The 25,800-nt window shown below is 61.9% G+C and carries 21 protein-coding genes and 1 pseudogene; 14 read left to right on the forward strand and 8 right to left on the reverse strand.

Annotation, left to right across the window (positions count from 1 at the left end):
- Positions 1 to 76: 76 nt before the first annotated feature.
- From acnB to DXY04_RS03570, 3 genes are read left to right on the forward strand one after another with little or no spacing between them, the layout of a single operon-like run.
- On the forward strand, positions 77 to 2,659 hold the full coding sequence (gene acnB, locus DXY04_RS03560) for a bifunctional aconitate hydratase 2/2-methylisocitrate dehydratase (protein ID WP_115161008.1): 2,583 nt from the start codon (positions 77 to 79) through the stop codon (positions 2,657 to 2,659).
- 18 nt (positions 2,660 to 2,677) lie between these two features.
- A complete protein-coding gene (locus DXY04_RS03565) occupies positions 2,678 to 4,123 on the forward strand; it encodes a ClC family H(+)/Cl(-) exchange transporter (protein ID WP_115161009.1) in 1,446 nt (481 codons plus the stop codon).
- 56 nt (positions 4,124 to 4,179) lie between these two features.
- A complete protein-coding gene (locus DXY04_RS03570; protein WP_244278558.1) occupies positions 4,180 to 5,754 on the forward strand; it encodes a radical SAM protein in 1,575 nt (524 codons plus the stop codon).
- Here DXY04_RS03570 and DXY04_RS03575 read toward each other — a convergent pair.
- Together DXY04_RS03575 and purU are read right to left on the reverse strand one after the other, a co-directional pair.
- The gene (locus DXY04_RS03575; protein WP_115161011.1) at positions 5,741 to 7,021 is read right to left on the reverse strand and encodes an O-antigen ligase; all 1,281 of its coding nucleotides are present in this window, start codon (positions 7,019 to 7,021) and stop codon (positions 5,741 to 5,743) included. The genes DXY04_RS03570 and DXY04_RS03575 overlap by 14 nt on opposite strands.
- Entirely contained in the window at positions 7,018 to 7,872 is an 855-nt protein-coding gene (purU, locus tag DXY04_RS03580) for a formyltetrahydrofolate deformylase (RefSeq protein WP_115161012.1), read from the reverse strand. The genes DXY04_RS03575 and purU overlap by 4 nt, the downstream gene beginning before the upstream one ends.
- Before the next feature lie 74 nt (positions 7,873 to 7,946).
- On the opposite strand from purU, the gene psbQ reads away from it, so the two are divergent.
- Both psbQ and DXY04_RS03590 read left to right on the forward strand, forming a co-directional pair.
- Entirely contained in the window at positions 7,947 to 8,396 is a 450-nt protein-coding gene (gene psbQ / locus DXY04_RS03585) for a photosystem II protein PsbQ (RefSeq protein WP_115161013.1), read from the forward strand.
- Between the two features lie 14 nt (positions 8,397 to 8,410).
- Entirely contained in the window at positions 8,411 to 9,478 is a 1,068-nt protein-coding gene (locus DXY04_RS03590) for an FAD-binding oxidoreductase (protein ID WP_115161014.1), read from the forward strand.
- Positions 9,479 to 9,521: 43 nt separating this feature from the next.
- Here DXY04_RS03590 and dnaK read toward each other — a convergent pair whose 3' ends face one another.
- Positions 9,522 to 11,435 carry a molecular chaperone DnaK gene (gene dnaK, locus DXY04_RS03595; protein WP_115161015.1) on the reverse strand — a complete coding sequence of 638 codons (1,914 nt, stop codon included), beginning with the start codon at positions 11,433 to 11,435 and terminating at the stop codon, positions 9,522 to 9,524.
- Between the two features lie 116 nt (positions 11,436 to 11,551).
- On the opposite strand from dnaK, the gene DXY04_RS03600 reads away from it, so the two are divergent.
- From DXY04_RS03600 to DXY04_RS03615, 4 genes are all read left to right on the forward strand, one after another.
- Positions 11,552 to 12,421 (forward strand): shikimate dehydrogenase, encoded by an 870-nt coding sequence (locus tag DXY04_RS03600; protein ID WP_115161263.1) that lies wholly within the window; start codon positions 11,552 to 11,554, stop codon positions 12,419 to 12,421.
- A complete protein-coding gene (locus DXY04_RS03605) occupies positions 12,411 to 12,923 on the forward strand; it encodes a Tic20 family protein (RefSeq protein ID WP_256377333.1) in 513 nt (170 codons plus the stop codon). The genes DXY04_RS03600 and DXY04_RS03605 overlap by 11 nt, the downstream gene beginning before the upstream one ends.
- 81 nt (positions 12,924 to 13,004) lie before the next feature.
- Positions 13,005 to 13,379: a 30S ribosomal protein S6 gene (rpsF, locus tag DXY04_RS03610; protein ID WP_114988800.1), complete on the forward strand. Its 375-nt coding sequence runs from the start codon at positions 13,005 to 13,007 to the stop codon at positions 13,377 to 13,379.
- 41 nt (positions 13,380 to 13,420) lie between these two features.
- Positions 13,421 to 13,768 carry a hypothetical protein gene (locus DXY04_RS03615; protein WP_115161017.1) on the forward strand — a complete coding sequence of 116 codons (348 nt, stop codon included), beginning with the start codon at positions 13,421 to 13,423 and terminating at the stop codon, positions 13,766 to 13,768.
- On the opposite strand, the gene DXY04_RS03620 is transcribed toward DXY04_RS03615, so the two are convergent.
- Entirely contained in the window at positions 13,760 to 14,971 is a 1,212-nt protein-coding gene (locus DXY04_RS03620) for an argininosuccinate synthase (RefSeq protein WP_115161018.1), read from the reverse strand. The two genes, DXY04_RS03615 and DXY04_RS03620, sit on opposite strands and share 9 nt — an antisense overlap.
- Positions 14,972 to 15,263: 292 nt before the next feature.
- Here DXY04_RS03620 and DXY04_RS03625 point away from each other — a divergent pair, with 292 nt between their 5' ends.
- The 4 genes from DXY04_RS03625 to DXY04_RS12025 all read left to right on the forward strand — a co-directional run bounded on the left by DXY04_RS03625 (position 15,264) and on the right by DXY04_RS12025 (position 17,428).
- Positions 15,264 to 15,533, forward strand: coding sequence for a DUF3134 domain-containing protein (locus DXY04_RS03625; protein ID WP_006850710.1), 270 nt, complete (start codon positions 15,264 to 15,266; stop codon positions 15,531 to 15,533).
- A gap of 138 nt (positions 15,534 to 15,671) precedes the next feature.
- Positions 15,672 to 16,706 (forward strand): phospho-N-acetylmuramoyl-pentapeptide-transferase, encoded by a 1,035-nt coding sequence (gene mraY, locus DXY04_RS03630; protein WP_244278580.1) that lies wholly within the window; start codon positions 15,672 to 15,674, stop codon positions 16,704 to 16,706.
- Between the two features lie 306 nt (positions 16,707 to 17,012).
- Entirely contained in the window at positions 17,013 to 17,261 is a 249-nt protein-coding gene (locus DXY04_RS03635) for a hypothetical protein (RefSeq protein ID WP_114988805.1), read from the forward strand.
- The gene (locus DXY04_RS12025; protein ID WP_170951322.1) at positions 17,261 to 17,428 is read left to right on the forward strand and encodes a hypothetical protein; all 168 of its coding nucleotides are present in this window, start codon (positions 17,261 to 17,263) and stop codon (positions 17,426 to 17,428) included. Before DXY04_RS03635 ends, DXY04_RS12025 begins: the two co-directional genes overlap by 1 nt.
- Positions 17,429 to 17,432: 4 nt before the next feature.
- Here the strand turns inward: DXY04_RS12025 and DXY04_RS03640 are convergent, their stop codons facing one another.
- Positions 17,433 to 17,717 carry a L,D-transpeptidase gene (locus DXY04_RS03640; protein WP_179948478.1) on the reverse strand — a complete coding sequence of 95 codons (285 nt, stop codon included), beginning with the start codon at positions 17,715 to 17,717 and terminating at the stop codon, positions 17,433 to 17,435.
- Between the two features lie 137 nt (positions 17,718 to 17,854).
- Between DXY04_RS03640 and purT the strand changes: the two genes are divergently transcribed.
- Positions 17,855 to 19,033 carry a formate-dependent phosphoribosylglycinamide formyltransferase gene (gene purT, locus DXY04_RS03645; protein WP_115161020.1) on the forward strand — a complete coding sequence of 393 codons (1,179 nt, stop codon included), beginning with the start codon at positions 17,855 to 17,857 and terminating at the stop codon, positions 19,031 to 19,033.
- On the opposite strand, the gene DXY04_RS03650 is transcribed toward purT, so the two are convergent.
- From DXY04_RS03650 to uvrA, 3 genes and pseudogenes are all read right to left on the reverse strand, one after another.
- Positions 19,019 to 21,142 carry an HAD family hydrolase gene (locus DXY04_RS03650; RefSeq protein ID WP_115161021.1) on the reverse strand — a complete coding sequence of 708 codons (2,124 nt, stop codon included), beginning with the start codon at positions 21,140 to 21,142 and terminating at the stop codon, positions 19,019 to 19,021. The genes purT and DXY04_RS03650 overlap by 15 nt on opposite strands.
- Before the next feature lie 206 nt (positions 21,143 to 21,348).
- Positions 21,349 to 22,825 (reverse strand): annotated as a pseudogene (locus tag DXY04_RS03655) (alpha/beta fold hydrolase).
- Positions 22,825 to 25,800, reverse strand: coding sequence for an excinuclease ABC subunit UvrA (gene uvrA / locus DXY04_RS03660; RefSeq protein ID WP_115161022.1), 2,976 nt, complete (start codon positions 25,798 to 25,800; stop codon positions 22,825 to 22,827). Before uvrA ends, DXY04_RS03655 begins: the two are co-directional and overlap by 1 nt.

The following is a 25,800-nucleotide window of genomic DNA, read 5'->3' on the forward strand; positions in this document are numbered from 1 at the left end:
CCAAGGCTACGCACCCCGCTCACTGGCAACAGACACGGTCCGGAAGAATGGTGGTCATCCCTGAACAGAGATCTCCATGCTGAGCGCTTACCGCGAGCTGGCCGCCGCCCGGGAAGCCCAGGGCGTTCCCGCTCTTCCGCTCAACGCCGAGCAGACCCAGGGACTGACCGAATTGCTGCAGAACCCTCCCGCCGGCGAGGAGGAGTTCCTGCTGCACCTGCTCAGCGAGCGGATCCCACCGGGTGTGGATGAAGCGGCTTACGTGAAGGCCACCTGGCTCAGTGCCGTGGCTCAGGGAGACGCCAAAAGCCCCCTGGTGTCACCACTGGAGGCCACCCGGCTGCTGGGAACGATGGTGGGGGGATACAACGTCGCCGCCCTGATCGAGCTGCTGAAGCACTCCGACGCTGCACTGGCTGGCTGTGCTGCTGAGGGACTCAGCCGAACGCTGCTCGTCTACGACGCCTTCAACGAAGTGATGGATCTGGCGGCGGACAACCGCTTCGCCAAGCAAGTTGTGGACAGCTGGGCCGCAGCCGAGTGGTTCACCGCCAAGCCCGAACTGGCCGAGAGCATCACCGTGACGGTCTTCAAGGTTGAAGGCGAAACCAACACGGACGATCTGTCGCCGGCCACCCACGCCACCACCCGGCCGGACATCCCCGTCCATGCCCTGGCGATGCTCGAGACCCGCGATCCGGAGGGACTGAAAACCATCGCAAGCCTGAAAGAGAAAGGCCATCCCGTGGCCTACGTCGGTGATGTGGTGGGAACCGGCAGCTCCCGCAAGAGCGCCATCAATTCGGTGCTCTGGCACACCGGCAATGACATTCCCCATGTGCCCAACAAACGGGCCGGCGGCGTGATCCTTGGCGGCAAGATCGCCCCGATCTTCTTCAACACCGCTGAAGACTCCGGTGCCCTGCCGATCGAATGCGATGTCACCGACCTGAACACTGGTGATGTGATCACCATTCGCCCCCACGCCGGCACGATCGAACGGGACGGCAAGGTTGTGAGTCGGTTCGAGCTGAAGCCCACCACCATCAGCGACGAGGTGCGGGCCGGCGGTCGCATCCCCCTGATGATCGGTCGCGCCCTCACCGACAAGGTGCGCGCCAAGCTTGGCCTCACCCCTTCGGATCTGTTCATCCGCCCCTCAGCCCCGGCAGACACCGGCAAGGGCTTCACCCTGGCGCAGAAGATGGTGGGCAAGGCCTGCGGTCTTGCAGGCGTCCGACCCGGCACCAGCTGCGAACCGCTGATGACCACCGTCGGCTCCCAGGACACCACCGGCCCGATGACGCGGGACGAGATGAAGGAACTGGCCTGCCTGGGCTTCTCCTCCGACCTGGTGATGCAGAGCTTCTGCCACACCGCCGCCTATCCGAAGCCGGTGGATCTGCAGACCCAGAACGAACTGCCCGACTTCTTCGCCCAACGCGGTGGCGTGGCCCTTCGGCCCGGTGACGGCATCATCCACAGCTGGCTGAACCGGATGCTTCTGCCCGACACCGTCGGCACCGGCGGCGACAGCCACACCCGCTTCCCCCTCGGCATTTCCTTCCCAGGCGGCTCTGGAGTGGTGGCCTTTGCAGCCGCCATCGGCGCCATGCCACTGGACATGCCTGAATCGGTGCTGGTGCGCTTCAGCGGATCCCTGCAACCGGGCGTCACGCTCCGGGACGTGGTGAACGCCATCCCATGGGTGGCCATTCAGCGGGGACTGCTCACCGTTGAAAAGGCCAACAAGAAGAACCTGTTCAACGGCCGGATCATGGAGATCGAAGGTCTGCCCGACCTGAAGCTGGAACAGGCCTTCGAACTCACCGATGCCAGCGCCGAACGCTCCTGCGCCGGCTGCACGATCAAGCTCTCCGAAGACACGGTGAGCGAATACCTGCGCAGCAACGTGGCGCTGCTGAAGAACATGATTGCCCGCGGCTACAGCGACGCCCGCACCCTGGCCCGCCGGATCAAGGAGATGGAGGCCTGGCTGGCAAATCCCCAGCTGATGAGTGCTGACACAGACGCGGAGTACGCGGAAGTGCTGGAGATCAACCTCGACGAGCTCACCGAACCGGTGGTGGCCTGCCCCAACGATCCCGACAACGTGAAGCTGCTCAGCGAGGTGGCTGGTGACCCTGTGCAGGAGGTGTTCATCGGCTCCTGCATGACCAACATCGGCCACTACCGCGCCGCGGCCAAGGTGCTGGAAGGCGCCGGCCAGAACACGGCGCGCCTGTGGGTCTGTCCCCCAACGCGGATGGACGAAGAGACCCTCAAAGAGGAGGGCTACTACGCCACCTTCGAGGCCGCCGGGTCCCGCATGGAGATGCCGGGTTGCTCCCTCTGCATGGGCAACCAAGCCCGCGTGGAGGACAACACCACCGTGTTCTCCACCAGCACCCGCAACTTCAACAACCGCCTGGGCAAGGGTGCTCAGGTGTACCTGGGCAGTGCCGAACTGGCCGCCGTCTGCGCCCAGCTGGGACGCATTCCCACCCCGGAGGAATACCGCCGCATTGCGGCCGAGAAGATCGATCCCCTCTCCGACGAGCTCTACCGCTACCTGAACTTCGATCAGATCAGCGGCTTTGAAGACCAGGGGCGCGTGGTCAGTGCTGACGACGAAGCAACCGTTCTGGCTCAGGCCTGATTCCGGATCACCTCATCTGTGCCATCCCTGAGCGAACCCAAGCAACGACGCCACCTCCTGGGCTCCAGCCGGAGCATCAGGAGGTTGTTGGAACGCCGCTGGCAAGTGGTGGTTCTGGCTCTGGCGCTCACGGGCCTTGGGGCTGCCATCACCGGCCTGCTGTTCACCAGCGGCATCAACCTGCTGCGGGATTGGCGGCTCGACCTGCTCGATGAATTTCCAGCCTGGGTGGTGCTCCCCGCCCTCGGCGCCATCGGCGGCATGGTCTCGGCCTGGTTGATCACCAACCTGTCTCCAGCCGCTGGCGGAGCCGGGATCACCCACATCATGGGCTTCCTGCGCCACCGGTCGGTTCCGATGGGGCTTCGGGTGGGCCTGGTGAAACTGGTGGCCGGCATCATTGCCATCGGCTCGGGTTTCCCCCTGGGCCCGGAAGGCCCCGCCGTTCAGATGGGCGGCTCCGTGGCCTGGCAGATGTCCCGCTGGCTGCGGGCACCGGTGGCCTTTCGCCGGGTGATTGTGGCCGCCGGTGGTGGTGCCGGTATTGCCGCCGTATTCAGTGCTCCCATCGGTGGATTCATCTACGCGATCGAGGAGCTGCTCCACTCCGCCAGGCCCGTGGTGCTGCTGCTGGTGATCATCACCACCTTCTCGGCCGACACCCTGGCGGATGTGCTGGGCTTTCTTGGCCTCAACCCCGGGGGCGGCGGGCTCAACAGCACCATCGGGTTTCAACTGGAACGGGAGTACACCCCCCTGGTGCGCTTCCTGCCAGTGGATCTGCTGTATCTGGTGGCTCTCGGTGTGGTGATCGGTGTGCTGGCGGAGCTTTACACCCGCTACGTGCTCACCATGCAGCGGCAGGGCAACCGTTGGTTCGGAGACCGACTGATCCTGCGCATGACGGTGAGCGGGCTCGTGCTGGGCTGCGTTTACGCAGCCCTGCCGGATGCCTTCCATAACCCCAGCGAACTGAAGCACCTGATTGGAGCCGGCAAGGCCGATATCAGCCTGGCCCTCGCCAGCTTTGTGGTGCTCTTCTTCAGCACCGGACTGGCGGCGGGATCAGGAGCGCCAGGGGGACTGTTCATGCCGATGCTGACGCTGGGAGGGGCCATTGGCTTGGCCGGTGGATTTGGCGTTGAGGCCCTCACCGGCCATGTACCCACCACCTATGTGTTCGCAGGCATGGGCGCCTTCGTTGCAGGCTGTTCCCGCACGCCGATCTCGGCGATGTTCCTGGCCTTTGCCCTCACCAAGGATCTGCTGATCCTCAAACCGATCCTGGTGGCCTGTCTCACCAGCTTCGTGATCGCCCGAGTGTTCCACCCCCACTCGATCTACGAGCGTCAGATGGGCATGGAACTCGACGCTGAAGATCGGATGGCCATGAAGCTCAATCGCTACAGACGTCCGTTCACGCCGCCAACCCCGCCATCAGGCCCAACAGGAGGCCCCAGCTGAACCAGGAAACGCTGCTGTTCGATCCGGCCACGCCGGAACCCGGAGCCCTGCGCACGGTGCTGGCCTTTCCCAGCACCTACACCGTGGGCATCACCAGCCTCGGTTATCAGATCGTCTGGTCCACCCTGGCGATGCGGACCGACGTCGACGTGCGCCGGCTCTTCACTGATCAAGGAGATCCACCCCACAGGCACTGCGACCTATTTGGGCTTTCTCTCAGCTGGGAACTCGACGGACCAGTCCTGCTCGATCTGCTGGAACAGCAGCGCATCCCGATCTGGAGCCACGCGCGCACCGACGAGCATCCAATCGTGTTTGGTGGCGGACCTGTACTGACCGCCAATCCCGAGCCCCTTGCACCATTTTTTGATGTCGTGCTGCTGGGCGATGGCGAGGATCTGCTGCCCGCCTTTATCGATGCCCTTCAGAGCGTGAAGGGCCAACCCCGAGCCGAACAACTGCAGCATCTGGCCCGGGTGCCGGGGATCTACGTGCCTGAGCTCCATGCACCCCGCTATGCAGCGGACGGCACCCTTTTGGGGGTGGCACCGGTGGATGCAACTCTTCCAGAACGGGTGGCCAAACAGACATGGCGCGGCAACAGCCTCAGCCACTCGACGGTGATCACGCCGGAAGCGGCTTGGCCTGACATCCACATGGTGGAAGTGGTGCGCAGCTGCCCGGAACTGTGCCGCTTTTGCCTGGCCAGCTATCTGACCCTGCCGTTCCGAACACCGTCGTTGGATGACGGGCTGATCCCGGCCGTGGAAAAAGGCCTTAAAGCCACCAAACGCCTCGGGCTGCTGGGAGCGTCCGTAACCCAGCACCCCCAGTTCGGCGATCTACTCCATTGGCTAGCCCAAGATCGTTTCGATGACCTACGCGTCAGCGTTAGTTCCGTGCGGGCCGCAACGGTCACTCCGAAGCTGGCGGCAGTGTTGACAAGACGAGGCAGCAAATCACTCACCATAGCGATCGAAAGCGGCAGCGAGCGCATGCGCCGCGTGGTGAACAAAAAGCTCAGCGGCGAAGAAATCGAAGCCGCCGCCCGCCATGCCAAGCAAGGTGGCCTCAAGGCCTTGAAGCTCTACGGAATGGTGGGACTTCCCTGTGAAGACAACGACGATGTGGAAAGCACCGCAGCGCTGCTGCTGAGCCTTAAGAAAGGCACCCCTGGGCTGCGCTTCACCTTGGGGGTGAGCACCTTTGTGCCGAAGGCGCACACCCCGTTCCAATGGCAAGGGGTACGCCCTGAAGCGGAAAAACGCCTGAAGCTGCTGGCGAAACGTCTCAAACCCAAAGGCATTGATCTGCGCCCGGAAAGCTATGGCTGGAGCGTGATTCAGGCCCTGCTGTCTCGAAGCGACCGGCGCCTGGCCCCCGTAATCGCAGCGGTGCGCGGCTCCCAGGAAAGCCTGGGGGGTTGGAAAAAGGCCTACCGAGCGGCCCTGGCCGGTGAACTCCCTGAAGCCCGCAGCGCAGGCGTTGTCTTACCGCTGCCTCCCAGTTGGGAGAGCGTGGTGCACGACGAGTGGGCCTCTGATGCGGTGTTGCCCTGGGGCCATCTCGATGGCCCCTTAAGTCAGGAAAAGCTGCAGGAACACAGGCAAGAGGCCCTCAGCCTGGGCTGAGCGCTGCCGTCTCGGTCTCCCGAATCCGACTGCGAAGTCCGGCCAACAGAATCCAACCGGCAATGTTCACGCGACTGTCAAAGAAAGGCATATCAGTGCCGTGAAGCACCACCAGCACCAGCACCGCAGCCCACCAGGCGCGATCAAACAACCCCATGCGGCTGCAGCGCAAGGAGACGATCAACAACGCCAGCACCAGACCCACCAGCGCAAGCGCCGCCGGCACCCCACTGCTGACCGCCAGCTCCAATGGCAGGTTGTGGGAATGGCCATGCCATTTGCCCGTGCGCAAGGGGTACAGCACAGAAAAAGCCGCAGCACCCCAACCCACCCATGGCCTTTCAACGATCAACTGCAAAGCCACACCCCACTGACTGAGACGAGTGGAAGCCAGGGCACGCTCCCCCGCATAGCGGCTGTCGCTGAGCCGTGACCACACCGACTCAGGCACCAAGGCCCTGGCAGGCTCCTGCAACACCACAGGCACCCCAGGCAGCACTGCCAACAGCACCGGCACGAGCGCCAGAGCAAGACAGGGCAGCAACCATGGCCAACTCACCGGCCCCAGCACCAAGGGCATCGCCAGCACCAAGGCACCCCAGCCATTGCGGGACTCGGTGAGCACCAACGCAGTCACCAAGGCCGCGGCGAGGCCGAACACCACCACCCGCCGGGTGCGATTCAAGCCAGGCTGAATCAGGGCCGCCAGCATCAACGGCCACACCAGCGCCAGCCAGGCCGCGGCGATGTTGGCGTAATCGAACAAACCCGACAGCCGGCCCTCGGGCTCACCTCCAGGAGCCATGAACCAGATCACCAGGCCCCCCAGGGACTGCCAGGGACCCACCCAACCCAACCACAACTGACCCAAGCCAGTCACCACAACAGGCACCGTGCCCGCCACCATCCAGAGCGCCGTTCGGCGGCGCGCCCCCGCCTCCGCCACATAGGGCTGGAAGCCCCAGAATCCCCAAAAAAAAGGCAGCCAGTTGGCCAGACCTGCCCATGCCAGGTCAGCACGCAAGGCGCTGAAACAGCCAACCAACATGAACGCGCCAGCCACCAGGAGCGGCCAGTTCCAGCGGTCGCGCCAGTAGTCGCATTCACGACGGAGGCTGCCAAGGACCAAGGCCGGCAAAAACAGCAGACTGGCCAACAACACTGACGAAGGAAGCAACAGCAGTCCGAGCTGAAACAGACACCAACCCCAGGGGGAAGCGGCGGCCGGACAGTCGCGCCTCAGCCATGCGTACAGACGTGCCGTCATGCGAACACCGCCGTACGCCCGCGATAGACCATCACCTGACGGCGCAGATGCATGCGAAGGGCCCGCGCCAAAGCAAGGCGTTCCGTGTCACGGCCCTTGCGGATCAGATCCTCCACTTCGTCCCGATGGCTGACGGAAACGGTGGTTTGCTGAATGATCGGGCCGTCATCCAGATCTTCGGTGACGTAGTGGGCTGTGGCGCCGATGAGCTTGACCCCACGGTCCCAGGCCCGGTGGTACGGCTGAGCACCCTTGAACGCTGGCAGAAACGAATGGTGGATGTTGATCACCTGGGGGAAACGCTTGAGGAAATCACTGCTCAGCACCTGCATGTATTTGGCCAGCACCGCAAGTTCAACCTTGTTCTGTTCAAGCAGCTCCAGAATCCGCTGCTCCGCTTCCGCTTTGGTATCCCGACTGACGGGAACACAAACAAATGGAATCCCAAAGGGTGCACACAGGGGTTCCAGATCAGGATGGTTGGCGATGACCAGGGGAACCTGCATCGGCAGCTCCCCGCTTTGAACCCGCCAGAGCAGATCCTGCAGGCAGTGGCTCTGCTTGCTGGCAAAAATCGCCACACGGGGATGGTCGTCTGAAAAGTGGAGCTGCGCTTCGCCACCAAGCCGCTGTCCCAGAGACTGGGCCGCTTCAGGAAGCACATCCCGGGGAATGCCGAATCCCTGAAGCTGCCACTCAATCCGGCTGAGAAACAACCCAGCTCCCGCATCCGTGTGGTGATCGGCATGACGAATGCTGCCGCCATTGGCCGCCACCCAACCCGCCAATTCGCTGACCAGGCCCGGCCGATCGGGGCAGATCATCTGAAGGATGACCGTGGCGTCACTCACAACAACGCTTTGAAAAACAAAATTCTCCCGCGCAGGAGGGGCTGGTTAAAGTCGCAAGGAAATTTTCGATCACCATGCTGAAGGCTCTGAGCCGCCTTGCCGCGTTCTGCCTCTGCGTCGCTTTGAGCCTGGGTCTGATGGCCCCGGCTGCTGCCAATGCTGCGGGGATCAGTCCTGACGACCTGGGCGTGATCCGCCGCCAAGCCGCAGCCTTTGAAGACGCAAAGACCCGTCTGCCTGATCTGGCCCGGCTGGTGAGTGAAAAAGATTGGGTGTTCACCCGCAACCTCCTGCATGGCCCCATGCAAGAAGTGAGCCGGGAAATGTCATACATCAATCAGCGCCTCGACAAGAGCGAGCGCAAGGAAGCCACCAAGGTGGCCCGCTCCTTGAAAGAAGCTCTGGCCGATCTGGATGAAGCGGCACGCCTGCAGGACTTCAGCCGCCTGCAGAAGTCCTACAGCGCCGTGGCTGCCGGGTTTGATGCTTACAGCGATCTGATCCCCGCTGAGGCCTTCAACTGAACCGCTCCATTGGAGTGATTGGTGCCGGGGCCATCGGCCTCGGCATCGCCTGGCATCTGGCCCAGCAAGGGCACGATGTTTCTGTTTACGACCCTCGCCTGAACCAGTCCGTTGATCGCGAGGGATCAGCAAACGATTTGAGTGGAACCTCGGCATCCCTCGGGTTGCTGATGGGCCACGTGTTTCGCCGCAGCAGCGGACGGGGCTGGAGGCTGCGCCGCCGGAGCATGGAGCTCTGGCCGCAATGGATCGAAACGCTGCAGGCTCACCAGCCTGACCTCAAACTCCATGCGGGGCTGCTGCAAATCGCCGAGGATGAACGAGCGGCTGAGCGGATGGAGGTGCTGGCCGCCCAGCGCGTTGACCTAGGCCTGCAGATGGTCACCAGCTCCGAACTGACAGTGGTCTGGCCGACGGCCAGGCACGGTGGCCTGCACTCGCGCCACGACGGTCGCGTGGATCCCCTGCTGCTGCAACGGGCCCTGCGACAGGCGCTGGCAGGGCAAAGCGTGGAGCTGAATGCCACGGCAGTGATGCGTCTGGAGCGCAACGACAACCACTGGCGTGTGCATCGCGCCGATGGAGACAGCTCCGTTCACAAGCTTGTGGTGCTCTGCACAGCCCTGAGCTCGGACGTCTTGCTGGAACCACTGGGTCAGACCCGACCGATGACACCGGTGTTGGGCCAGGCCCTGTCACTGGAACTGACAACGGGTCCGACAACGTGGAACAACTGGCCCTCGGTGCTGGTGGATCAGGGCTTCAACCTGATTCCAACCGCACCCGGGCGATTGCTGCTCGGGGCCACCGTGGAACCCGGCGATCGCGCTTCGGAGGATCCTCTGACCCTGATGCGCAACCTGAATGAGCGGGCACCAGAGTGGCTGCGCTCAGCCACGGTGGTTAGCCATTGGAGTGGCCTGCGAGCCCGGCCCGTGGATCGCCCGGCCCCTCTCCTGGAAGAACTGGAACCCGGGTTGATCCTTGCCAGTGGGCACTATCGCAACGGCGTTCTGCTCACGCCCGGCACCGCCGAGTGGGTCGCCGCTGAACTGGAGCAGAAATCACTCGAGCAGGCATAAAAAAGGGCCCCGCAGGGCCCTAACGCGATGGTGAATTAACCGATCACTTGGTCTCGGTGAACTCCGCGTCGATGACGTCGTCACTGGCATCGCCACCACCGGCGTTGGCACCGGCACCGGCGTCAGCACCAGGCGCACCAACACCAGCTGCAGCCCCTTCCTGCTGATAGACGGACGCACCCACGGTGTAGAGCTCCTGCTGCAGTTCCTCCAGCAGGGTCTTCATCGCGTCGTAGTCGTCCTTCTCGGTGGCTTCTTTGAGCTTGAGGCGCTTCTCCTCCAGCTTCGCCTTGGCGTCGGCATCAACCTTGTCGCCCAGTTCTCCCATCTGCTTTTCAGCCTGGTAGACGAGGGTTTCGGCCTGGTTCTTGAGGTCGATCTTTTCGCGCTTTTCCTTGTCAGCGCTGGCGTTGGCCTCGGCGTCCTTGACCATCTTGTCGACCTCGGAATCCGAGAGAGTCGACGCACCGGTGATCGAGATGGACTGCTCCTTGCCGCTGCCCTTGTCCTTGGCGGTGACGCTGAGGATGCCGTTGGCGTCGATATCGAAGGTCACTTCGATCTGAGGCACGCCCCGGGGAGCCGGGGGAATGCCATCGAGACGGAAGGTTCCAAGCGACTTGTTGTCGGACGCCATCTCGCGCTCACCCTGGAGCACGTGGATTTCCACGTTGGTCTGACCATCCACAGCCGTGGAGTAGGTCTCGGTCTTCTTGGTGGGAACCGTGGTGTTGCGGGTGATCATCTTGGTCATCACACCGCCGAGGGTCTCCACACCCAGGGAGAGGGGCGTGACGTCGAGCAGAAGGATGTCCTTCACCTCGCCGGCCAGCACACCGCCCTGAATGGCAGCACCAACAGCCACCACCTCATCGGGGTTCACCGTCTGGTTGGGGTCTTTGCCGGTGATGCGCTTGACCAGTTCGAGCACGGCCGGAATGCGGGTGGAACCACCCACCATCACGATCTCGTCCAGCTCGCCGGAGGAGAGCTTGGCGTCCTTGAGCGCCTGCTCCACAGGCATGGCGCAGCGGTCGATCAGCTTGGAAGCCAGTTCCTCGAACTTGGCGCGGGTGAGGGTGAGATCCAGGTGCTTGGGACCCTCAGGCGTGGCCGTGATGAACGGCAGGTTGATCTCGCTCTGGGTGGCGTTGGACAGCTCCACCTTGGCTTTTTCAGCGGCTTCGGTGAGGCGCTGCAGGGCCTGCTTGTCCTGACGCAGATCGATGCCTTCGTTGGATTTGAAGGTCTCAGCCAGGTGATCAACGATCACCTTGTCGAAGTCGTCACCGCCGAGGTGCGTGTCACCAGCGGTGGACAACACCTCAAACACGCCGTCGCCAACTTCCAGAACGGACACGTCGAAGGTGCCGCCGCCCAGGTCGAAGACCAGGATGCGCTCATTGCTCTTCTTGTCGAGGCCGTAGGCCAGAGCCGCAGCGGTGGGCTCGTTGATGATGCGCAGCACCTCAAGGCCAGCGATCTTGCCGGCGTCCTTGGTGGCCTGCCGCTGGGAGTCGTTGAAGTAGGCGGGAACGGTGATCACCGCTTGGCTGACGGTTTCACCGAGGTACTTACCGGCGTCCTCGGCCAGTTTGCGCAGCACCTGAGCAGAAACCTCTTCAGGCGCGAATTGCTTGTCGAGAACAGGGCACTTCACCTTCACGTTGGAGCCGGCCTTTTCGACGCCGTAGCTCACCTCTTTCGATTCCTCGTTCACCTCATCAACCCGACGGCCGATGAAACGCTTGACGGAATAGAAGGTGTTATCCGGGTTCATCACCGCCTGACGTTTGGCGATCTGACCCACCAGCTGATCCTGGTTCTTGGTGTAAGCAACCACGGAGGGCGTGGTGCGGAAGCCCTCGGCGTTCGCGATCACGGTGGGCTTGCCGCCCTCCATCACGGAAACACAGCTGTTCGTAGTGCCAAGGTCAATGCCGACAACCTTGCCCATCGGTGCCCACCTCCAGAAATGGTGATTTGAATGGGCTCATCCTCCACAGCAGACCCGGTGACAGGCGAGGTGTGGTTCCCGAACAGGCAGGCTGGTGGAGCGATCCGGCCCTGGCAATGATCAACGGCGGCACCAGCCTTGTGGGCCTGCTTGGCAATCCAGTGCGCCACTCGCTTTCGCCGGTGATGCAGAACGCCGCCCTCGAAAGCATGGGGCTCAACTGGCGCTACCTGGCCCTGCCCTGCACAAGCGAAAACCTTGATCAGGTGCTGAAAGGTCTCAGAGCCGTTGGCTGCCAGGGCCTCAACGTCACCATCCCCCACAAACAAGCCATCGCCGAGCTCTGCGAGGAGCTGAGCCCACTGGCGAAACGGCTCGGTGCCGTCAACACCCTGATTCCGGGAGCAGGCGATGGCTGGTTCGGCACCAACACCGATGTGGAAGGCTTTCTGGCGCCCCTCGGTGCCAACGAGGCCTGGGCAGGTCGCCATGCCGTGGTGATCGGCTGCGGCGGATCAGCTCGAGCCGTGGTCGCCGGTCTGCAGACCCTGAACCTCAGCAGCATCACCGTTGTGGGACGGCGAAGCAAGGCACTACAAGCCTTCATCACTGATCTGCAGCAGAGCCACGCCCCCCTGACGGCCTGTCTCGACACCGCTGTTCAGCTCAACGAGAACGTGGCTCAAGCGGCTCTCGTGGTGAACACCACCCCGGTGGGAATGGCCCAGCACGGTGACCCCGAGGCGATGCCACTGGGGGCCGAGCTCTGGCAAGACCTGAACGGAGAAGCGGTGTTGTACGACCTGATCTACACACCAAGGCCCACCAGCTGGCTTGCCGCTGGGCAACAACGGGGCCACCGCTGCATTGATGGTCTCGAGATGCTGGTGCAGCAGGGTGCTGCCTCGCTGCGGCTCTGGAGTGGACGTGACGACGTTCCTGTCGCGGCGATGCGCAGCGCCGCCACCACTGCTCTTGCGACCTAAGGTCCCAACAATCCCTAGCTCCACCGTGCAGATTCCCCTCTGGCAGCGGCTGCTTGCACCGCTGGTGTACCTGCTCCCCTGGAGTGACGCCATTCCCTTTGGCCTCGGGGCTGACGGTGTGTTCAACCAGATCCCGTTGCTGAGACTGCTGATCGTTCCTGCGGTACCGCTGATCCAATTGGATCGGGGGGTTCCCTTCGGTGGCCTGCTGCTGTTCTTCGTGCTGTTTCTTGCGGTGGTGCGGAATCCGGCCGTTCCCTACTTCCTGCGCTTCAACACCCTGCAGGCCCTGCTCACCGACATCGTGATCGTTGTGCTGAGCTTCGCGTTTGGGATCCTTCTCCAACCGATTGCCGGAGGCAGCCTGCTGCTGGGCACCCTGTCCAGCACGGTCGTGGTGGCGGTGCTGGCAATCCTTCTGTTCGCCCTGGTGGAGTGCTGGCGCGGTCGCGAACCGGATCTGCCCGGCATCAGCCAGGCCGTACGCATGCAGCTCTACTGAAGCTTCTGGGGCACCCCAGGGGATAAGGTGTTGGATCCGTCGCTCACTTCGGTGAGCCTGATGCCCCCTTCGGTGCTGCCCATGACGCACGATCCGTATTACGAAACCATGTACATCCTTCGTCCGGACATTCCGGAGGAGGAAGTTGAAAGCCATCTCACCAAGTATCGCGACATGCTCGTGGAAGCTGGTGCCGATGTGCTGGACAACCAGATGCGTGGGAAGCGCCGTCTGGCCTATCCGATTGCAAAGCACAAGGAAGGCATTTACGTGCAACTGAGCCACAACGGCGATGGCCAGCACGTTGCTGTTCTCGAGAAGGCAATGCGCCTCAGTGAGGATGTGATCCGCTATCTGACCGTGAAGCAGGAAGGTCCCCTTCCCGCACCTCGGGTGATGCCGGGCAGCGAAGCTGCTCAACAGCAACAGGCCGAAGCCGCTGCATCAGCTGACTGATCAGCATTGTTGGATTCGTGGGTGGGCGATACCGTCCGCCCATGGATTCGAAACACGACCACCCTCAACCAACCGAACCTGTTTGGAACGAGCGTCATGGCGACGCTGAAGTGATTCGGTTGCTGAAACAGAGAATTTCCGAGCTCGAGGGCGAGATCGAGGCCTACAACGAGCTTCTGGCCGAACTGCCTGAGGTCTTTGAACGACGTTTCCAACAGCGGCTTGAGCCGTTGATGGAGCGTTATCAACTGCTGGCTGAACAGGTTGATCAAGACCAGATCGAACGGCCTCAGCCAGCCCTGCCTGGAAGCTCAGACCCAGACAACGTTGTGCGTTTTCCGGGCCTGAGGCTTCTCAACTTCCTGCAGAAGCGGCAGCGCTCAGCTTGAACGGCGCTGGGATGCTGACCAGAGGCGGGTCGGCAGACCCCAGACGTAGATAAAGCCCTCTGCAGCGCGGTGATCGAACTGATCCTCACTGCCGTAGGACGCCATTTCGGGGACGTAAAGGCTGCTATCGGCTGAGCCGCGGCCGGTGACCCTGGCCGTTCCTTTGTGCAGCCGAAGACGAACAACACCATTGACGGTGGTCTGGGTGCGGTCCATGAAGCCGTCCAGAGCATCCTTGAGAGGGCCAAACCAAAGGCCCTGGTAGACGAGATCGGCCCACTGCATTTCCAATTGCCGCTTGCTGCGCAGCACATCGGCGGCCATGGTCAGGCTTTCCAGTTCCTGGTGGGCCTGGATCAACAGCAAAAGGCCGGGCGTTTCGTAGATCTCCCGGGATTTGATCCCCACCACACGGTTCTCGATCATGTCGAGACGGCCGATGCCATGGGTGCCCGCCAGGCGGTTGGCTTCACGGATCAAGGCCACCGGGTCCAGCTGCTGACCGTTGATCGCCACAGGATTGCCTGCTTCGAAAGCAATCTCGATCTCTTCAGAGGCATCCGGAGCAGCCTCCACCGATCGCGTCATCGCAAACACCTCCTCCGGCGGAGCCACCATCGGGTCTTCAAGGGGTCCGGCCTCAATGCTGCGGCCCAGCAGATTGAGATCGATCGAGTAGGGCGACTTCTTGCTCACCGGTGCGGGCAGACCAAAGCGTTCGCCGTAGGCGATGGTCTCCTCACGGCTCATGCCCCACTCACGGGCTGGGGTGAGCACCTTGAGATCCGGTGCCAACGCAGCGATGGCCACATCGAAACGCACCTGATCATTGCCCTTGCCTGTGCATCCGTGGGCGACAGCATCGGCACCCACTTCCCGGGCCACCTCCACCAGGCGCTTCGCGATCAGAGGCCTCGCCAGGGCCGTGGAGAGGGGGTAACGGCCTTCGTAGAGGGCGTTGGCACGAATCGCCGGAAAGGCGAAATCCTTGATGAAAGGCTCGATCAGATCTCCCACCAGCGACTGACTGGCACCGGCATCCAGCGCTTTCTGACGAATCGGCTCCAGCTCGTCGCCCTGGCCGAGATCAGCGGCAAAGGTGATCACATCCTCAACACCCCATTCCTGCTTGAGGTATGGGATGCAGACACTGGTATCAACTCCCCCGGAATAGGCGAGTACCACCTTCTTGGCGCGGCCCATCAATGGGTCTCCTGATCACAATCGTCTGATTCTCTCGTCTCGCCGGCCGCCACCTGTGGAGAAGCCACAAGCAACCATGCAGCCAACACCGCAGCCGGGACAAAGACCAGCAGCAGCGCCAGAGTCCAGGAGGTCTGCAACGGTTCAGGCCGCTGCAAACCCCACCAATGCAGACCAGAACTGATGATCAGGGCCAGACCCCACAGAAGAACGAGCAGCGCAGATTTGTTCAGTGGAGGGTCAAAGACAGCACATGGTCTATATTGGTTGATTGGCCCGCGTCCCTCCCTGCATGAGTGCTCTGGTTGATTTAAACGCCCTGGACAGCGTCAACCCGTCCCTCACCCGCTACGGGCGCCGCGACCCTGCACCCGTGCTGCCCCTGCGTGAGGAGCCTGACCTTCTGTCTTGGCTGGAAACCAGCGGCCGTCTCGTTGCCGACGAAGAATCCGGTTCACCTGAAGTGAGCACCGTCGAAGAGGAGGAACTCTCCGCGCTCATGGGTGAGAAAGAGGATTACAACAAGGATGACGAGCAAAACGAGGAGCAGTGGGAGGACTGACGTCCCCCAAGCACTGAGCTGGTCGCCACTGAGCGACTCACGTAGGGTCCCAGCGATCAGTCCAGTGCAGCTTTGCAATCCACGGATTTGAACCACCGTCCTTGGTGGGAGAACGGCTCATTGAGTGCCAGCTTGCTGATGCTGGTGGTCTTGATGACCAGCTTTGCAGCCGACAAGTGGATCACCAATGCGCAACTGAGCCTGCCGCTCTTGATTTCAGCGGTCTGCGCAACAGCGACTGCAGCCTTGGGCATTCCCCTTCTGCGGCGCTTGAAGATGGGGCAGTTCATCCGTGAGGAAGGCCCGAAAGCCCATCACAGCAAGGCGGGAACGCCAACAATGGGGGGCCTTCTGGTGGTTCCCGTCGGGGTCATTCTCGGGAGCCTGATCACACGGGACGCCGTGGCGTCACAACAACTGCTCTGCTTGGCAGCCCTGACCCTGACGTTCATGCTGATCGGCGGCATCGATGACTGGAGCAGCCTTACCAAACACACCAATGCTGGCCTGACGGCGCGAGGAAAATTGCTGCTGCAAGCCATGGCAGCCGCAGCCTTTCTGGCCATCGCTGCCTGGCAGGGCTGGATCAGCAGCAGCATTGCCCTGCCCTTTGGCCTTGAACTGCCCTTAGGGCTTCTGATCTGGCCGCTGGGGCTGTTTGTCGTTCTGGCGGAGAGCAACGCCACCAACCTCACCGATGGCCTGGATGGCTTGGCCAGCGGCTGCGGAGCACTGGTGTTTACCGGTCTGGCACTTCAACTGATGCTCCGGGGAGACAACGGAGATCCCGCCTTGGCTGGCTTCTGCATGACCATGGCCGGGGCATGGCTTGGGTTTCTGGTGCACAACCGAAACCCGGCTCGGGCCTTCATGGGCGACACGGGATCCCTGGCGATGGGAGCCGCCCTCAGCGGTGTGGCTCTGTTGTCCAACAGCCTCTGGCCCCTGCTGGTGATGGGAGGCGTCTTCGTCGCGGAATCCCTCTCCGTGATCATCCAGGTTTGGGTGTTCAAGGCCACAAAAGGCCCTGATGGTCAGGGGCGACGCGTGTTCCGCATGGCGCCGCTGCATCACCACTTTGAGCTGGGCGGCACCGATGAACGAAGCGTGGTGCCTGCGTTCTGGCTGGTCACAGCAGGGCTTGTCCTCCTCGGACTGGTGCTGCGTCCCTAAGCGCCGATCGTTTGATCCAATCCCGAGGACCATCATTGAAGTGAGCTGAAGGATGCAGTTGCTTCAGATCGACAACGAAATTGAACTTGGTTGCGTAACGCAGAAAGTCAATACCTGCTTAAAAATGGCCCTGATACAGAAAAGAATGACCGACATTTTCAAGCTTTTTGAGTGACCACAACACGGGGTCTCTTTGAAGGGAGGCCTGAACGACACAGTCGGTACTCACAGGATTTTTGAGATCCAAAACGAACGCTTTGCACCGCTCACATCCCTTAAAGTCATGTTTTAAGGCGGCAAGGCAGGATGACCTATTTCACCTGGCGTGAATCCGGTCTCACCGCTGACTGCTCAAGCCTCGAGGCGATGGCTGCCCGCTTTGAGGAGTCGGCCAGTTTGATGCGGCGCATGTCAAGCGAAGGGTTCCAAATGGAGCGCCATGGAACGGAGCAGCGCATCACGCATCCCGATCCCACCGTGTTTGAAGCCTGGGGTTTCGTCAGCGAAGCATCACCGGTTCGCCAACTCACGCTGATCCCCGATCTTCAGAACTGATGGACAACCTGCTTGCCAAAACCGCTGAGCTGCTCGCCAGCGCCGCTGCAGATCCTGATCGAGTTCTGCGGTGGGTGCTGATCTATTTCGGTGTGTCGTCGCTTGGATTCATGGGCGTGTGGCTGATCGGCGAAGTGCGCCGTCAGAGCAGCACCGATTCGAACTGAGCCCTCAGCGGCTCGCTTCCACCGAGCGCTGACGCCATTGAGGCGTTTCCCAGCCTTGAGTGCCGACAGCAGCAGGCACACGCAAACGAAGCTGCCCCTGCTCGAGAAGGATCAGTTGACGGCTGGAACGATGCAGCACCAGCTGCTTCTTGGCACGGGAACGAACAGCAGCGGGCAGCAAGGCCAGTGCCTCCGCATCACTGAGCCAGGGGGCAACCGGTGGAATCGGATCCGCAGGCCTGGCCTGAACAGACTCGAGCTGGAGACAGGCTCCAGCAAGAACCGCCAACAACTTCGCCCGAAGCACTGGACTCAATCAACAACGCATCCTTCACCTAGCGGGAGATCGGGCGCTGCACCCCAGGCTGCGGAAAGTCTCAGGACTTGCGTTGATTGATGATGCAGGCAGGCCATACAAGGATCACCATGCCGTCGTTTCCACGCACCGTGATGCTGCTGGGCAGCGGGGAGCTGGGCAAGGAAGTGGCCATTGCTGCCCAACGACTTGGCTGCCGAGTGATCGCCTGCGATCGCTATGCCGCTGCCCCGGCCATGCAGGTAGCGGACGTGGCCGAAGTGCTGCCGATGACGGATGCCGATGCCTTGCTGGAGGTGGTCAGGCGCCACCAACCCGACGTGGTGATCCCGGAGATCGAAGCACTCGCCGTGCATGCCCTGGCGGAACTTGAACAAGAGGGCATCACCGTGATTCCCACGGCCCGCGCGACGGCCGTCACGATGAACCGAGACCGCATCCGCGACCTGGCGGCCGGCGAACTCGGTCTCCGCACCGCCCGCTTCGCCTATGCCTCCAGTGCTGAAGAACTCACAGCCGTGGCGGAACCACTGGGCTGGCCCGTCGTGGTGAAACCGGTGATGAGTTCCTCCGGCAAAGGCCAGAGCGTGGTGACCTGTGCAGACGATCTGCCCAAGGCCTGGGAGGCCGCCATGGCCGGCGCACGGGGCACCTCAACCCAGGTGATCGTGGAGGAATTTCTCCATTTCGATCTGGAGATCACCCTGCTCACCATCCGCCAGCGCAATGGCGAAACCCTGTTCTGTGCACCGATCGGCCACGAACAGGAAGGAGGGGACTATCAATGCAGCTGGCAGCCCGCTCAACTCACCGACCAACAACTGCGTCAGGCCCAGGCCATGGCCAAAACCGTCACCGACAACTTGGGCGGTGCCGGTCTCTTCGGGGTGGAGTTTTTCCTCTGTAGCGATGAGGTGATTTTTTCTGAACTATCGCCCCGGCCGCACGACACTGGCCTGGTGACCCTGATCAGCCAGAACCTGAGCGAGTTCGAGCTGCATCTGCGTGCTGTTCTCGGTCTACCGATCCCCACCATCACGGCAGCTGATGCGGCCGCCAGCCGCGTGATCCTGGCCCAAACGAACATGGAATCCGTGGCTTTTAAAGGAGTCGAACAAGCACTCACGGAAGCGGACACCCAAGTGCTGCTGTTCGGCAAGCCCACAGCCCGCCCCGGTCGTCGCATGGGTGTGGCCCTGGCAAGGGGAGGAGATCGGAAGGAAGCACAAGCAAAGGCCGACAGGGCAGCCGCCAGTGTGACCGTGATTCCAGGATCAACGGCTGCCTGAAAACCGGTAGTGGGTTAAGCCATCCAGCACGGCTCCAACACTGGGGCGTTTCGAGACGTACACCCGCTGCTGGGTCCGTTGGCCCAACAGGCAGGGATCGTGATCCGCAGGAACCACGGTGGCGGGCAAACCATCCAGCAACTCTCCATCCCCCTGCTGACTGGCCACCACCAGAACCTGCTGCAAAGGGAGCTGCCAAGACTGGGCCAGAAAACGGATGGCCTCACTGCGGGAGGCGCGCTGGGGAAGAACATCCAAAAACCAATGGCAGCGGAGCTGAGGCTCCGCCTGCAGACCATGGCGGCGCAGGCACTGACGGGCCAAACCAATCAGACCGCGGTTGGATGCACGCAACAGGTAGCTGACCTTGAAGGGACTCTGATGATCCGGGTCCTGAAGCTGAAGGTGTTCCTCGAGTTGACCCATCGCTGCGAGCACAGCCTCACGATCCCAGGCTTGGCTGATGCGCTTCGCCCACACGGGATCTTCCACGCGATCCGAGCTGTGGTGAATCTCGGTTCCAGCCCGGCAGATCCAGGCCTTGGGTTCGGGAAGATGCAACTCCTGGTAGCGCTGACGCGCCTGATCCAGCGACCGCCCCGTGAGAATCACCAAGCCTGTCGACGCGGCGAAGGGTTCGGCATGAAGCCGATCGCGCAGATGCGCCAGGGAGCGTTCCTCCGGCAGCTCCAAACAGCTGTCGAGATCCAGCGCCAACAGCCTGGAGACGGGGCTGGACCGCCGCACCACCGACATCCCACGCACTGGTGACACGCGGATTTTCTGCTGCATCAGGGCGAGGTACTGACACACATGGGCATCCCAGCTGAAATACCGGCTGATGGCCTCAACCCCGTTGTCACTCCAACAGCGCCAACGGGAGCGATCACTGCCGGCCAATTCCAGGGCCTCCTGAAGTGCCCCGGGATCGGTGACGTCTGCCAGAAGACCGTTATCGCAACGGTGTTGGATATCCCGTGGACCGCCATCGTCGGTGGCCACCATCGGCAAACCACAGGCCGCGGCCTCCAGAAGGGTGAGCCCGAAGGGTTCGGTCAACGCCGGGTTAACAAACAGCCCCCCACGGCGCGCCGCCCAGCGGTAGAGGGCAGGAATCTGGGCACGGCTGTGTTGTTTGGGATAGGCCACCTGGCCATAGAGATCAAAGCGATCCACCAGATCGAACACCTGCTGAAGCACATCGCGCTGCTGCTTCTCGAGCTGACGCGGGTCATCCCGGCAGCCCAGCACAAGCACCAGGTTGTGACGCTGCCGCAGCACCGGCGACTGACCAAAGGCTTCCACCAGAGCGGGAATGTTCTTGCGCCGCACCGCTCGGGAAATCGCCAGCAGGGGCGGACGATCCGGGTCCCTGAGGAAAGGCTGCAACAGGCTTTGCAACGCGGAGCATTCCTGCGATGAACCGTGGGGATGGAACCGGGAAGCATCAACGCCAGGGGGCACCACCGCCGCCTGATCCGCCTGAAAGTGACCGTAGCGGCAGTACTGCTGATCCGCCTCCTGACGGGTGCTGGTGATCACCAGATCCGCCTGGGCCAGAGCACGCTCTTCGGCGTCAATGCGCCGGCTGATGGCATAGGTCTGCTCAAGTTGAGAGCGATCCAAGCCACCAGCCAGGAGACGACGCTGTTTCTCCCGGCCGAGGGAATGACCCGTAAAAACAAGCGGAATCCCTAACCGCTGACTAACGAGAGCACCCACCAGACCGGCATCGGCGTAATGGGCATGAATCCAATCCACCCTCTGGCCAGGCTGGCTCAGGTGTTCCACCAGCTGATCAGCCAGCTCCTCGAGATGGGGCCAAAGCAACTCCTTGCGCAGATACCGCTTGGGACCGAAGGGAAAGCGCAGGATGCGGGCCCCTGGAGCAATGGCTTCAACGCGTTGGCTGTAATCGAGATCGACCCGACGGTCCTGAATCAGGCGGGTGACCACATCAACCTGCTCAACCTCAGCCCGCTGGGCCAGGCTGCGCACGAGCTCCAGCACGTACAACGTCTGACCACCGGTATCAGCATCCCGCCCCAGTTCGAGCTCATGGGAACGAAACAGACCGTGAAGGTGCAGATGCAACAACCGGATCCCCATTCGCTCCACTCACAAACAACAACGGGACGCAGATTCGGTGCCGTTGGTTTTTCTTTAGAGGCGGAAGAAGGAGTAAAAAATGAAAAAAACCTTAGAAGACCTGCGAATCAAACCGAGTAAGAAAGCTGAGTTGTGCTGTCGTGCAATGGATCTGAGCCGTATGGACAACAGTCAAAGGCTCGGCTTGTTGTAACAAGCCAGCAACGTCAGAGGCGGGCGCTGACATCAACAAGGCTGCCCTGCTCGTCACCCCAACCACCCGCAGAGAAGGTGGAGCCATCCACCTCAAGCTGCTCGTTGATCCAGCCAAGGATGACCGGCCCAAGCTGTGCCAGGAATGGCTCACCCCGAAAACTACGAAGGCTGAAGTGGTCTGCACCCTGCACCAACACCAAGCGATGCCCCAAACGAGCAGCCTTGCTTTCACGCATCGGAGCGATCGCTTCGGGACCCGAAGGCACCACCCAATCGCGGGTACCGCTGATCAGCAGCAACTTGGCTGGAAGCCTCTCCAGGCGACTGCCGTCGAACACCAGACGCAAGGGCGGGCTGACGGCCACAACAGCCTTGACCCTTGGGTCAGCAACAGCGGCTTGGTTCACATTGGAGCACCCAGCTGATGTTGCGCTCCGGATCCTTGAGGTCACTGCAACGGGCTTTGAGCCTGGAATCAACAGGAACACCACCGGCCAACTGAAGCGTCGTGGTGGCTCCCCAGGAGTGACCCACCACCGCAACGGCCTCGGTGTTCAACCTGGCCCCAGGCAGAAGACGCCCTGAACTGGTGGCATCCAACAAAGCGGACACATCCAGGGGCCGAAGCCGCAACTCTTCAGGCCCCGGCGGCGGCACATCACCAGCGAGCATCGCCTTCTGCTGATTGAAATCACTGCCGGGGTGGTCGGGCAGCAGCACGGTGTAGCCATGGGCAGCCAGCACCTCACCCCAACCTTCAAAGGATTCCGGATCGTCCCAGAGCCCGTGGGAGATCACGACCAAACGTCCGTTGGCTGGCGCTGCAGGCTGAAGCGTCAGAACCCGCAAGGGTCTGGGCCGATGGGGCACGGACACCTGAACAACCTCACGGGACCCACCGGAACGCAGAGGCTTCCGCAGAGCAGCCGTCACAGATACAGCTTCAAGGGAACGGGCCAGAGCAACCCCCTCCTCAAGATTGGTTTTAAGCCGGTTGGCCACCTCAGCGAGGCGGGATAAATCGATCGACGCCTGCTCTCCGGGCAACTCCCTCAAAAAGCCAAGAATGTTGGGTTGCCCACGGCGTTCAGCGCGAATCAAGGCTTCGGTCAGCATCCGCCCGCTGTCGTCCAGCTCAACCCCCTCAAGAGACACAACCTGCGTCGCCGCATGGAGGGCCTGCTCCAGCAGCGGCTGACCGGTCGATTCAGCCAGCAATGCCTTGGTCTCCAGGGGCAGCGGCGTCAGGAACACCTGGCGCAGCAGCGGCAACAACTTGCCACCACTGGCCAGTTCCAGATCCTGCAGATCCGGACTGGCCTGAATCAATTGTTCAGCCGACTCACCGTCAGCGAAGTTGATCGTGATCTCCGTCTCCAGAAACGGCAGGCGCAACACGAACCGCTCCAAAGCTGAAGCTGGGCCTCCACCAAGGGCCAGTGACATGCCAAACGCCAGAGCCGCCAGGTGGGTGCGAAGTCGGGCCATCAAGCCGCCAGGGAAACGGGGAGTTCTGGTGGATGCTGCTCCAAAACGCGAGCCAGGTAGCGGCCGGTGTGACTGGTGGGGTGCTGGGCGACCTCTTCTGGAGTGCCGGTGACCAGGATCTCGCCACCCTTGTCACCGCCCTCAGGGCCAAGATCAATAATCCAGTCGCTGCAACGGATCACGTCAAGATTGTGCTCGATGCAGATGATCGAGTTTCCCTTGTCCACCAACCGCTGCATCACATCCATCAGCTTGTGCACGTCGTAGAAGCTGAGGCCGGTGGTGGGCTCATCAATCAGATAAAGAGTCTTGCCAGTGGCCCGCCGTGACAGCTCCGTCGCCAGCTTCACCCGCTGGGCCTCACCCCCCGAGAGGGTTGGCGCCGGCTGGCCGAGCTTGACGTAGCCAAGGCCCACATCCACCAAGGTGCGCAAGCGATCGGCCGCCTGAGGAATCGCATCAAATACCTCAGCGGCCTGCTCCACCGTCATTTGCAGCACATCGGCGATTGTGTGGCCCTTGTATTTCACCTGCAGGGTTTCGCGGTTGAACCGGGCGCCCTTGCAGACGTCGCACTGGACATACACATCCGGCAGGAAGTTCATCTCAATCACGTTCACGCCCTGACCACGGCAAGCCTCACAGCGGCCACCCTTCACGTTGAAGCTGAACTGACCCACCTGGTAACCGCGAGCCTTGGCCTCCACCGTGGCGGCGAACACCTGACGGATCGGATCAAAGGCACCGGTGTAGGTGGCTGGATTGGAGCGGGGCGTGCGTCCAATCGGGCTCTGGTCGATCACGATCACCTTGTCGATCGACTTCAACCCACGCAGCTCACCCAGACCCTGCGGAAAGGGCACTTTGAGACCCAGTCCGTTCTCAAGAGCCGGGTGCAGGAGCTCATTCACCAGGGTGCTCTTGCCGCTGCCACTCACCCCGGTGACGGACACCAACCGACCCAAGGGAAACTCAACCGAAACGTTCTTGAGGTTGTTGCGGTTGCAATCGATCAACTTGAGCGAGCGGGAACCGCTCTGGCGACGTTCAGCCGGCGTTGGAATCGAGCGACGGCCACTCAGGTAAGCGCCGGTGAGCGATTCACTGCTCGCCACCAGATCATCGAAACTTCCCTCCGCCACGATGTGGCCCCCATGGACGCCGGCACCAGGGCCGATGTCCACCACGTGATCGGCAGCACGAATAGTGTCTTCATCGTGTTCCACCACCACCAGGGTGTTTCCAAGATCCCTGAGCCGAACCAGGGTGTTTAGGAGACGGTCGTTGTCCCGCTGATGCAGGCCGATGCTCGGCTCATCCAGCACGTACAGCACCCCGGTGAGACCAGCACCGATCTGGGTCGCCAGGCGGATGCGCTGAGCTTCACCGCCGGAGAGCGTCATCGCCGGTCGATCCAGGCTCAGATAGTCGAGACCAACATCAAGCAGGAATTTCAAACGCAGGCGGATTTCCCTGAGCACCAGATCACCGATCTGGATCTGACGGGCATTCAGCAAGGGCTCTGAGCCCTCATGGGCGCCCACACCCATCAGTTTTTCGATCCGTTCCAGGGTCTGACCAACGCTGACGGCCGTGAGTTCTGGAATCCGGTACGGCCCCACCTTCACCGCCAGGGCCTCGGGACGAAGTCGCTGACCGGCACAGCTGGCACAGGGAACCAACTCCAGATATTTCTCCAGCTTCTGGCGCTGCGACTCGCCGCTGGCATCACGGAGCTGACGCTCAAGGATCGGAAGAATTCCTTCGAAAGGTCGGGTGTATCCGCCTTTGCCCTTGCGGTAACGGCTGTCGGCCTGGATCAGAATCGGTTCGCGGCTTCCATTGAGCAGCACATCCCGCTGCTCATCGCTGAGTTGATCCCAGGGGGTCTTGATCTCGAAGCCAAAGGCTTCCCCCACCGAGAACAGCAAGGAGAAGTAGTAGCTGTTGTCCTTCTCTGCCCAAGGCGCCACAGCCGCATACACCGGCTGACTGGGATCCGGAATGACCCGGTCACAGGTGAACTTGCGCAGATGGCCGATGCCATGGCAGTCCTCACAGGCGCCGTAAGGGCTGTTGAACGAAAACAGTCGCGGTGACAGCTCCTCCATCACAGCGCCGTGAACGGGGCAGGCGAAGTTTTCGGAGTAGAGACGCTCCCGCTCAATGCCGTCGGGAAGCTCCTCTCCTTTCTTGGGCACTACCTCCACCAACGCCAGACCATCGCCGCGTTTGAGGGCCGTGCGCAGCGAATCGGTCAGCCGTTCCTGGATCCCCTCGCGGGCCACAAGACGATCGACCACCACTTCGATGTTGTGGCTGTGGTTCTTGTCGAGCTCGATGTTGTCGGCCAGCTCACGCACCTCACCGTCGATGCGCACCCGGGCGAAACCTTCGGCCGCCAAACCGCTGATCAATTTGGTGTGGGTGCCCTTCTTGCCGCGCACCACCGGCGCCAGCAGCTGATAGCGGGTTCCTTCCGGCAGCAGAAGGATCTGATCGACCATTTCGTCGATGCTCTGGGGCCGGATCGAGCGTTCACATTGCGGGCAATGGGGCTCGCCGGCGCGGCCGAACAGCAGACGGAGATAGTCCTGAATCTCCGTGACCGTGCCCACCGTGGAGCGGGGGTTGTGACTGGTGGATTTCTGATCAATCGAAATCGCCGGAGACAGGCCCTCGATGGCATCAACATCGGGCTTGTCCACCTGCCCGAGAAACTGGCGGGCGTAGGCCGAAAGACTTTCGACGTAGCGGCGCTGTCCCTCGGCAAAAATCGTGTCGAAGGCGAGTGAACTCTTGCCGCTGCCACTCACTCCGGTGAAGACCACCAGTTTGTTGCGGGGAATGGTGACGTCGACGTTCTTGAGGTTGTGCTGGCGAGCGCCACGCACGCGGATCACATCTTCAAGACTTCCGCCCGAAAGGTTCACGGGGGCCTTCTGACCGGTGCTCTTGGCAGCAGCTGGCGCCAT

This window comes from Synechococcus sp. UW86 (assembly GCF_900474085.1).
Lineage (GTDB): Bacteria > Cyanobacteriota > Cyanobacteriia > PCC-6307 > Cyanobiaceae > Parasynechococcus.

Bases quoted from the DNA above. Each gene is read 5' to 3' on its own strand.
- acnB (WP_115161008.1), top strand. From the start codon at position 77: ATGCTGAGCGCTTACCGCGAGCTGGCCGCCGCCCGGGAAGCCCAGGGC.
- DXY04_RS03625 (WP_006850710.1), top strand. From the start codon at position 15,264: ATGAGTGCTCTGGTTGATTTAAACGCCCTGGACAGCGTCAACCCGTCC.
- uvrA (WP_115161022.1), bottom strand. From the start codon at position 25,800: ATGGCGCCAGCTGCTGCCAAGAGCACCGGTCAGAAGGCCCCCGTGAAC.
- DXY04_RS03620 (WP_115161018.1), bottom strand. From the start codon at position 14,971: ATGGGCCGCGCCAAGAAGGTGGTACTCGCCTATTCCGGGGGAGTTGAT.
- DXY04_RS03650 (WP_115161021.1), bottom strand. From the start codon at position 21,142: ATGGGGATCCGGTTGTTGCATCTGCACCTTCACGGTCTGTTTCGTTCC.
- mraY (WP_244278580.1), top strand. From the start codon at position 15,672: ATGCTGGTGGTCTTGATGACCAGCTTTGCAGCCGACAAGTGGATCACC.
- DXY04_RS12025 (WP_170951322.1), top strand. From the start codon at position 17,261: ATGGACAACCTGCTTGCCAAAACCGCTGAGCTGCTCGCCAGCGCCGCT.
- DXY04_RS03600 (WP_115161263.1), top strand. From the start codon at position 11,552: ATGATCAACGGCGGCACCAGCCTTGTGGGCCTGCTTGGCAATCCAGTG.
- purT (WP_115161020.1), top strand. From the start codon at position 17,855: ATGCCGTCGTTTCCACGCACCGTGATGCTGCTGGGCAGCGGGGAGCTG.
- DXY04_RS03635 (WP_114988805.1), top strand. From the start codon at position 17,013: ATGACCTATTTCACCTGGCGTGAATCCGGTCTCACCGCTGACTGCTCA.
- psbQ (WP_115161013.1), top strand. From the start codon at position 7,947: ATGCTGAAGGCTCTGAGCCGCCTTGCCGCGTTCTGCCTCTGCGTCGCT.
- DXY04_RS03575 (WP_115161011.1), bottom strand. From the start codon at position 7,021: ATGACGGCACGTCTGTACGCATGGCTGAGGCGCGACTGTCCGGCCGCC.
- DXY04_RS03615 (WP_115161017.1), top strand. From the start codon at position 13,421: ATGGATTCGAAACACGACCACCCTCAACCAACCGAACCTGTTTGGAAC.
- rpsF (WP_114988800.1), top strand. From the start codon at position 13,005: ATGACGCACGATCCGTATTACGAAACCATGTACATCCTTCGTCCGGAC.
- dnaK (WP_115161015.1), bottom strand. From the start codon at position 11,435: ATGGGCAAGGTTGTCGGCATTGACCTTGGCACTACGAACAGCTGTGTT.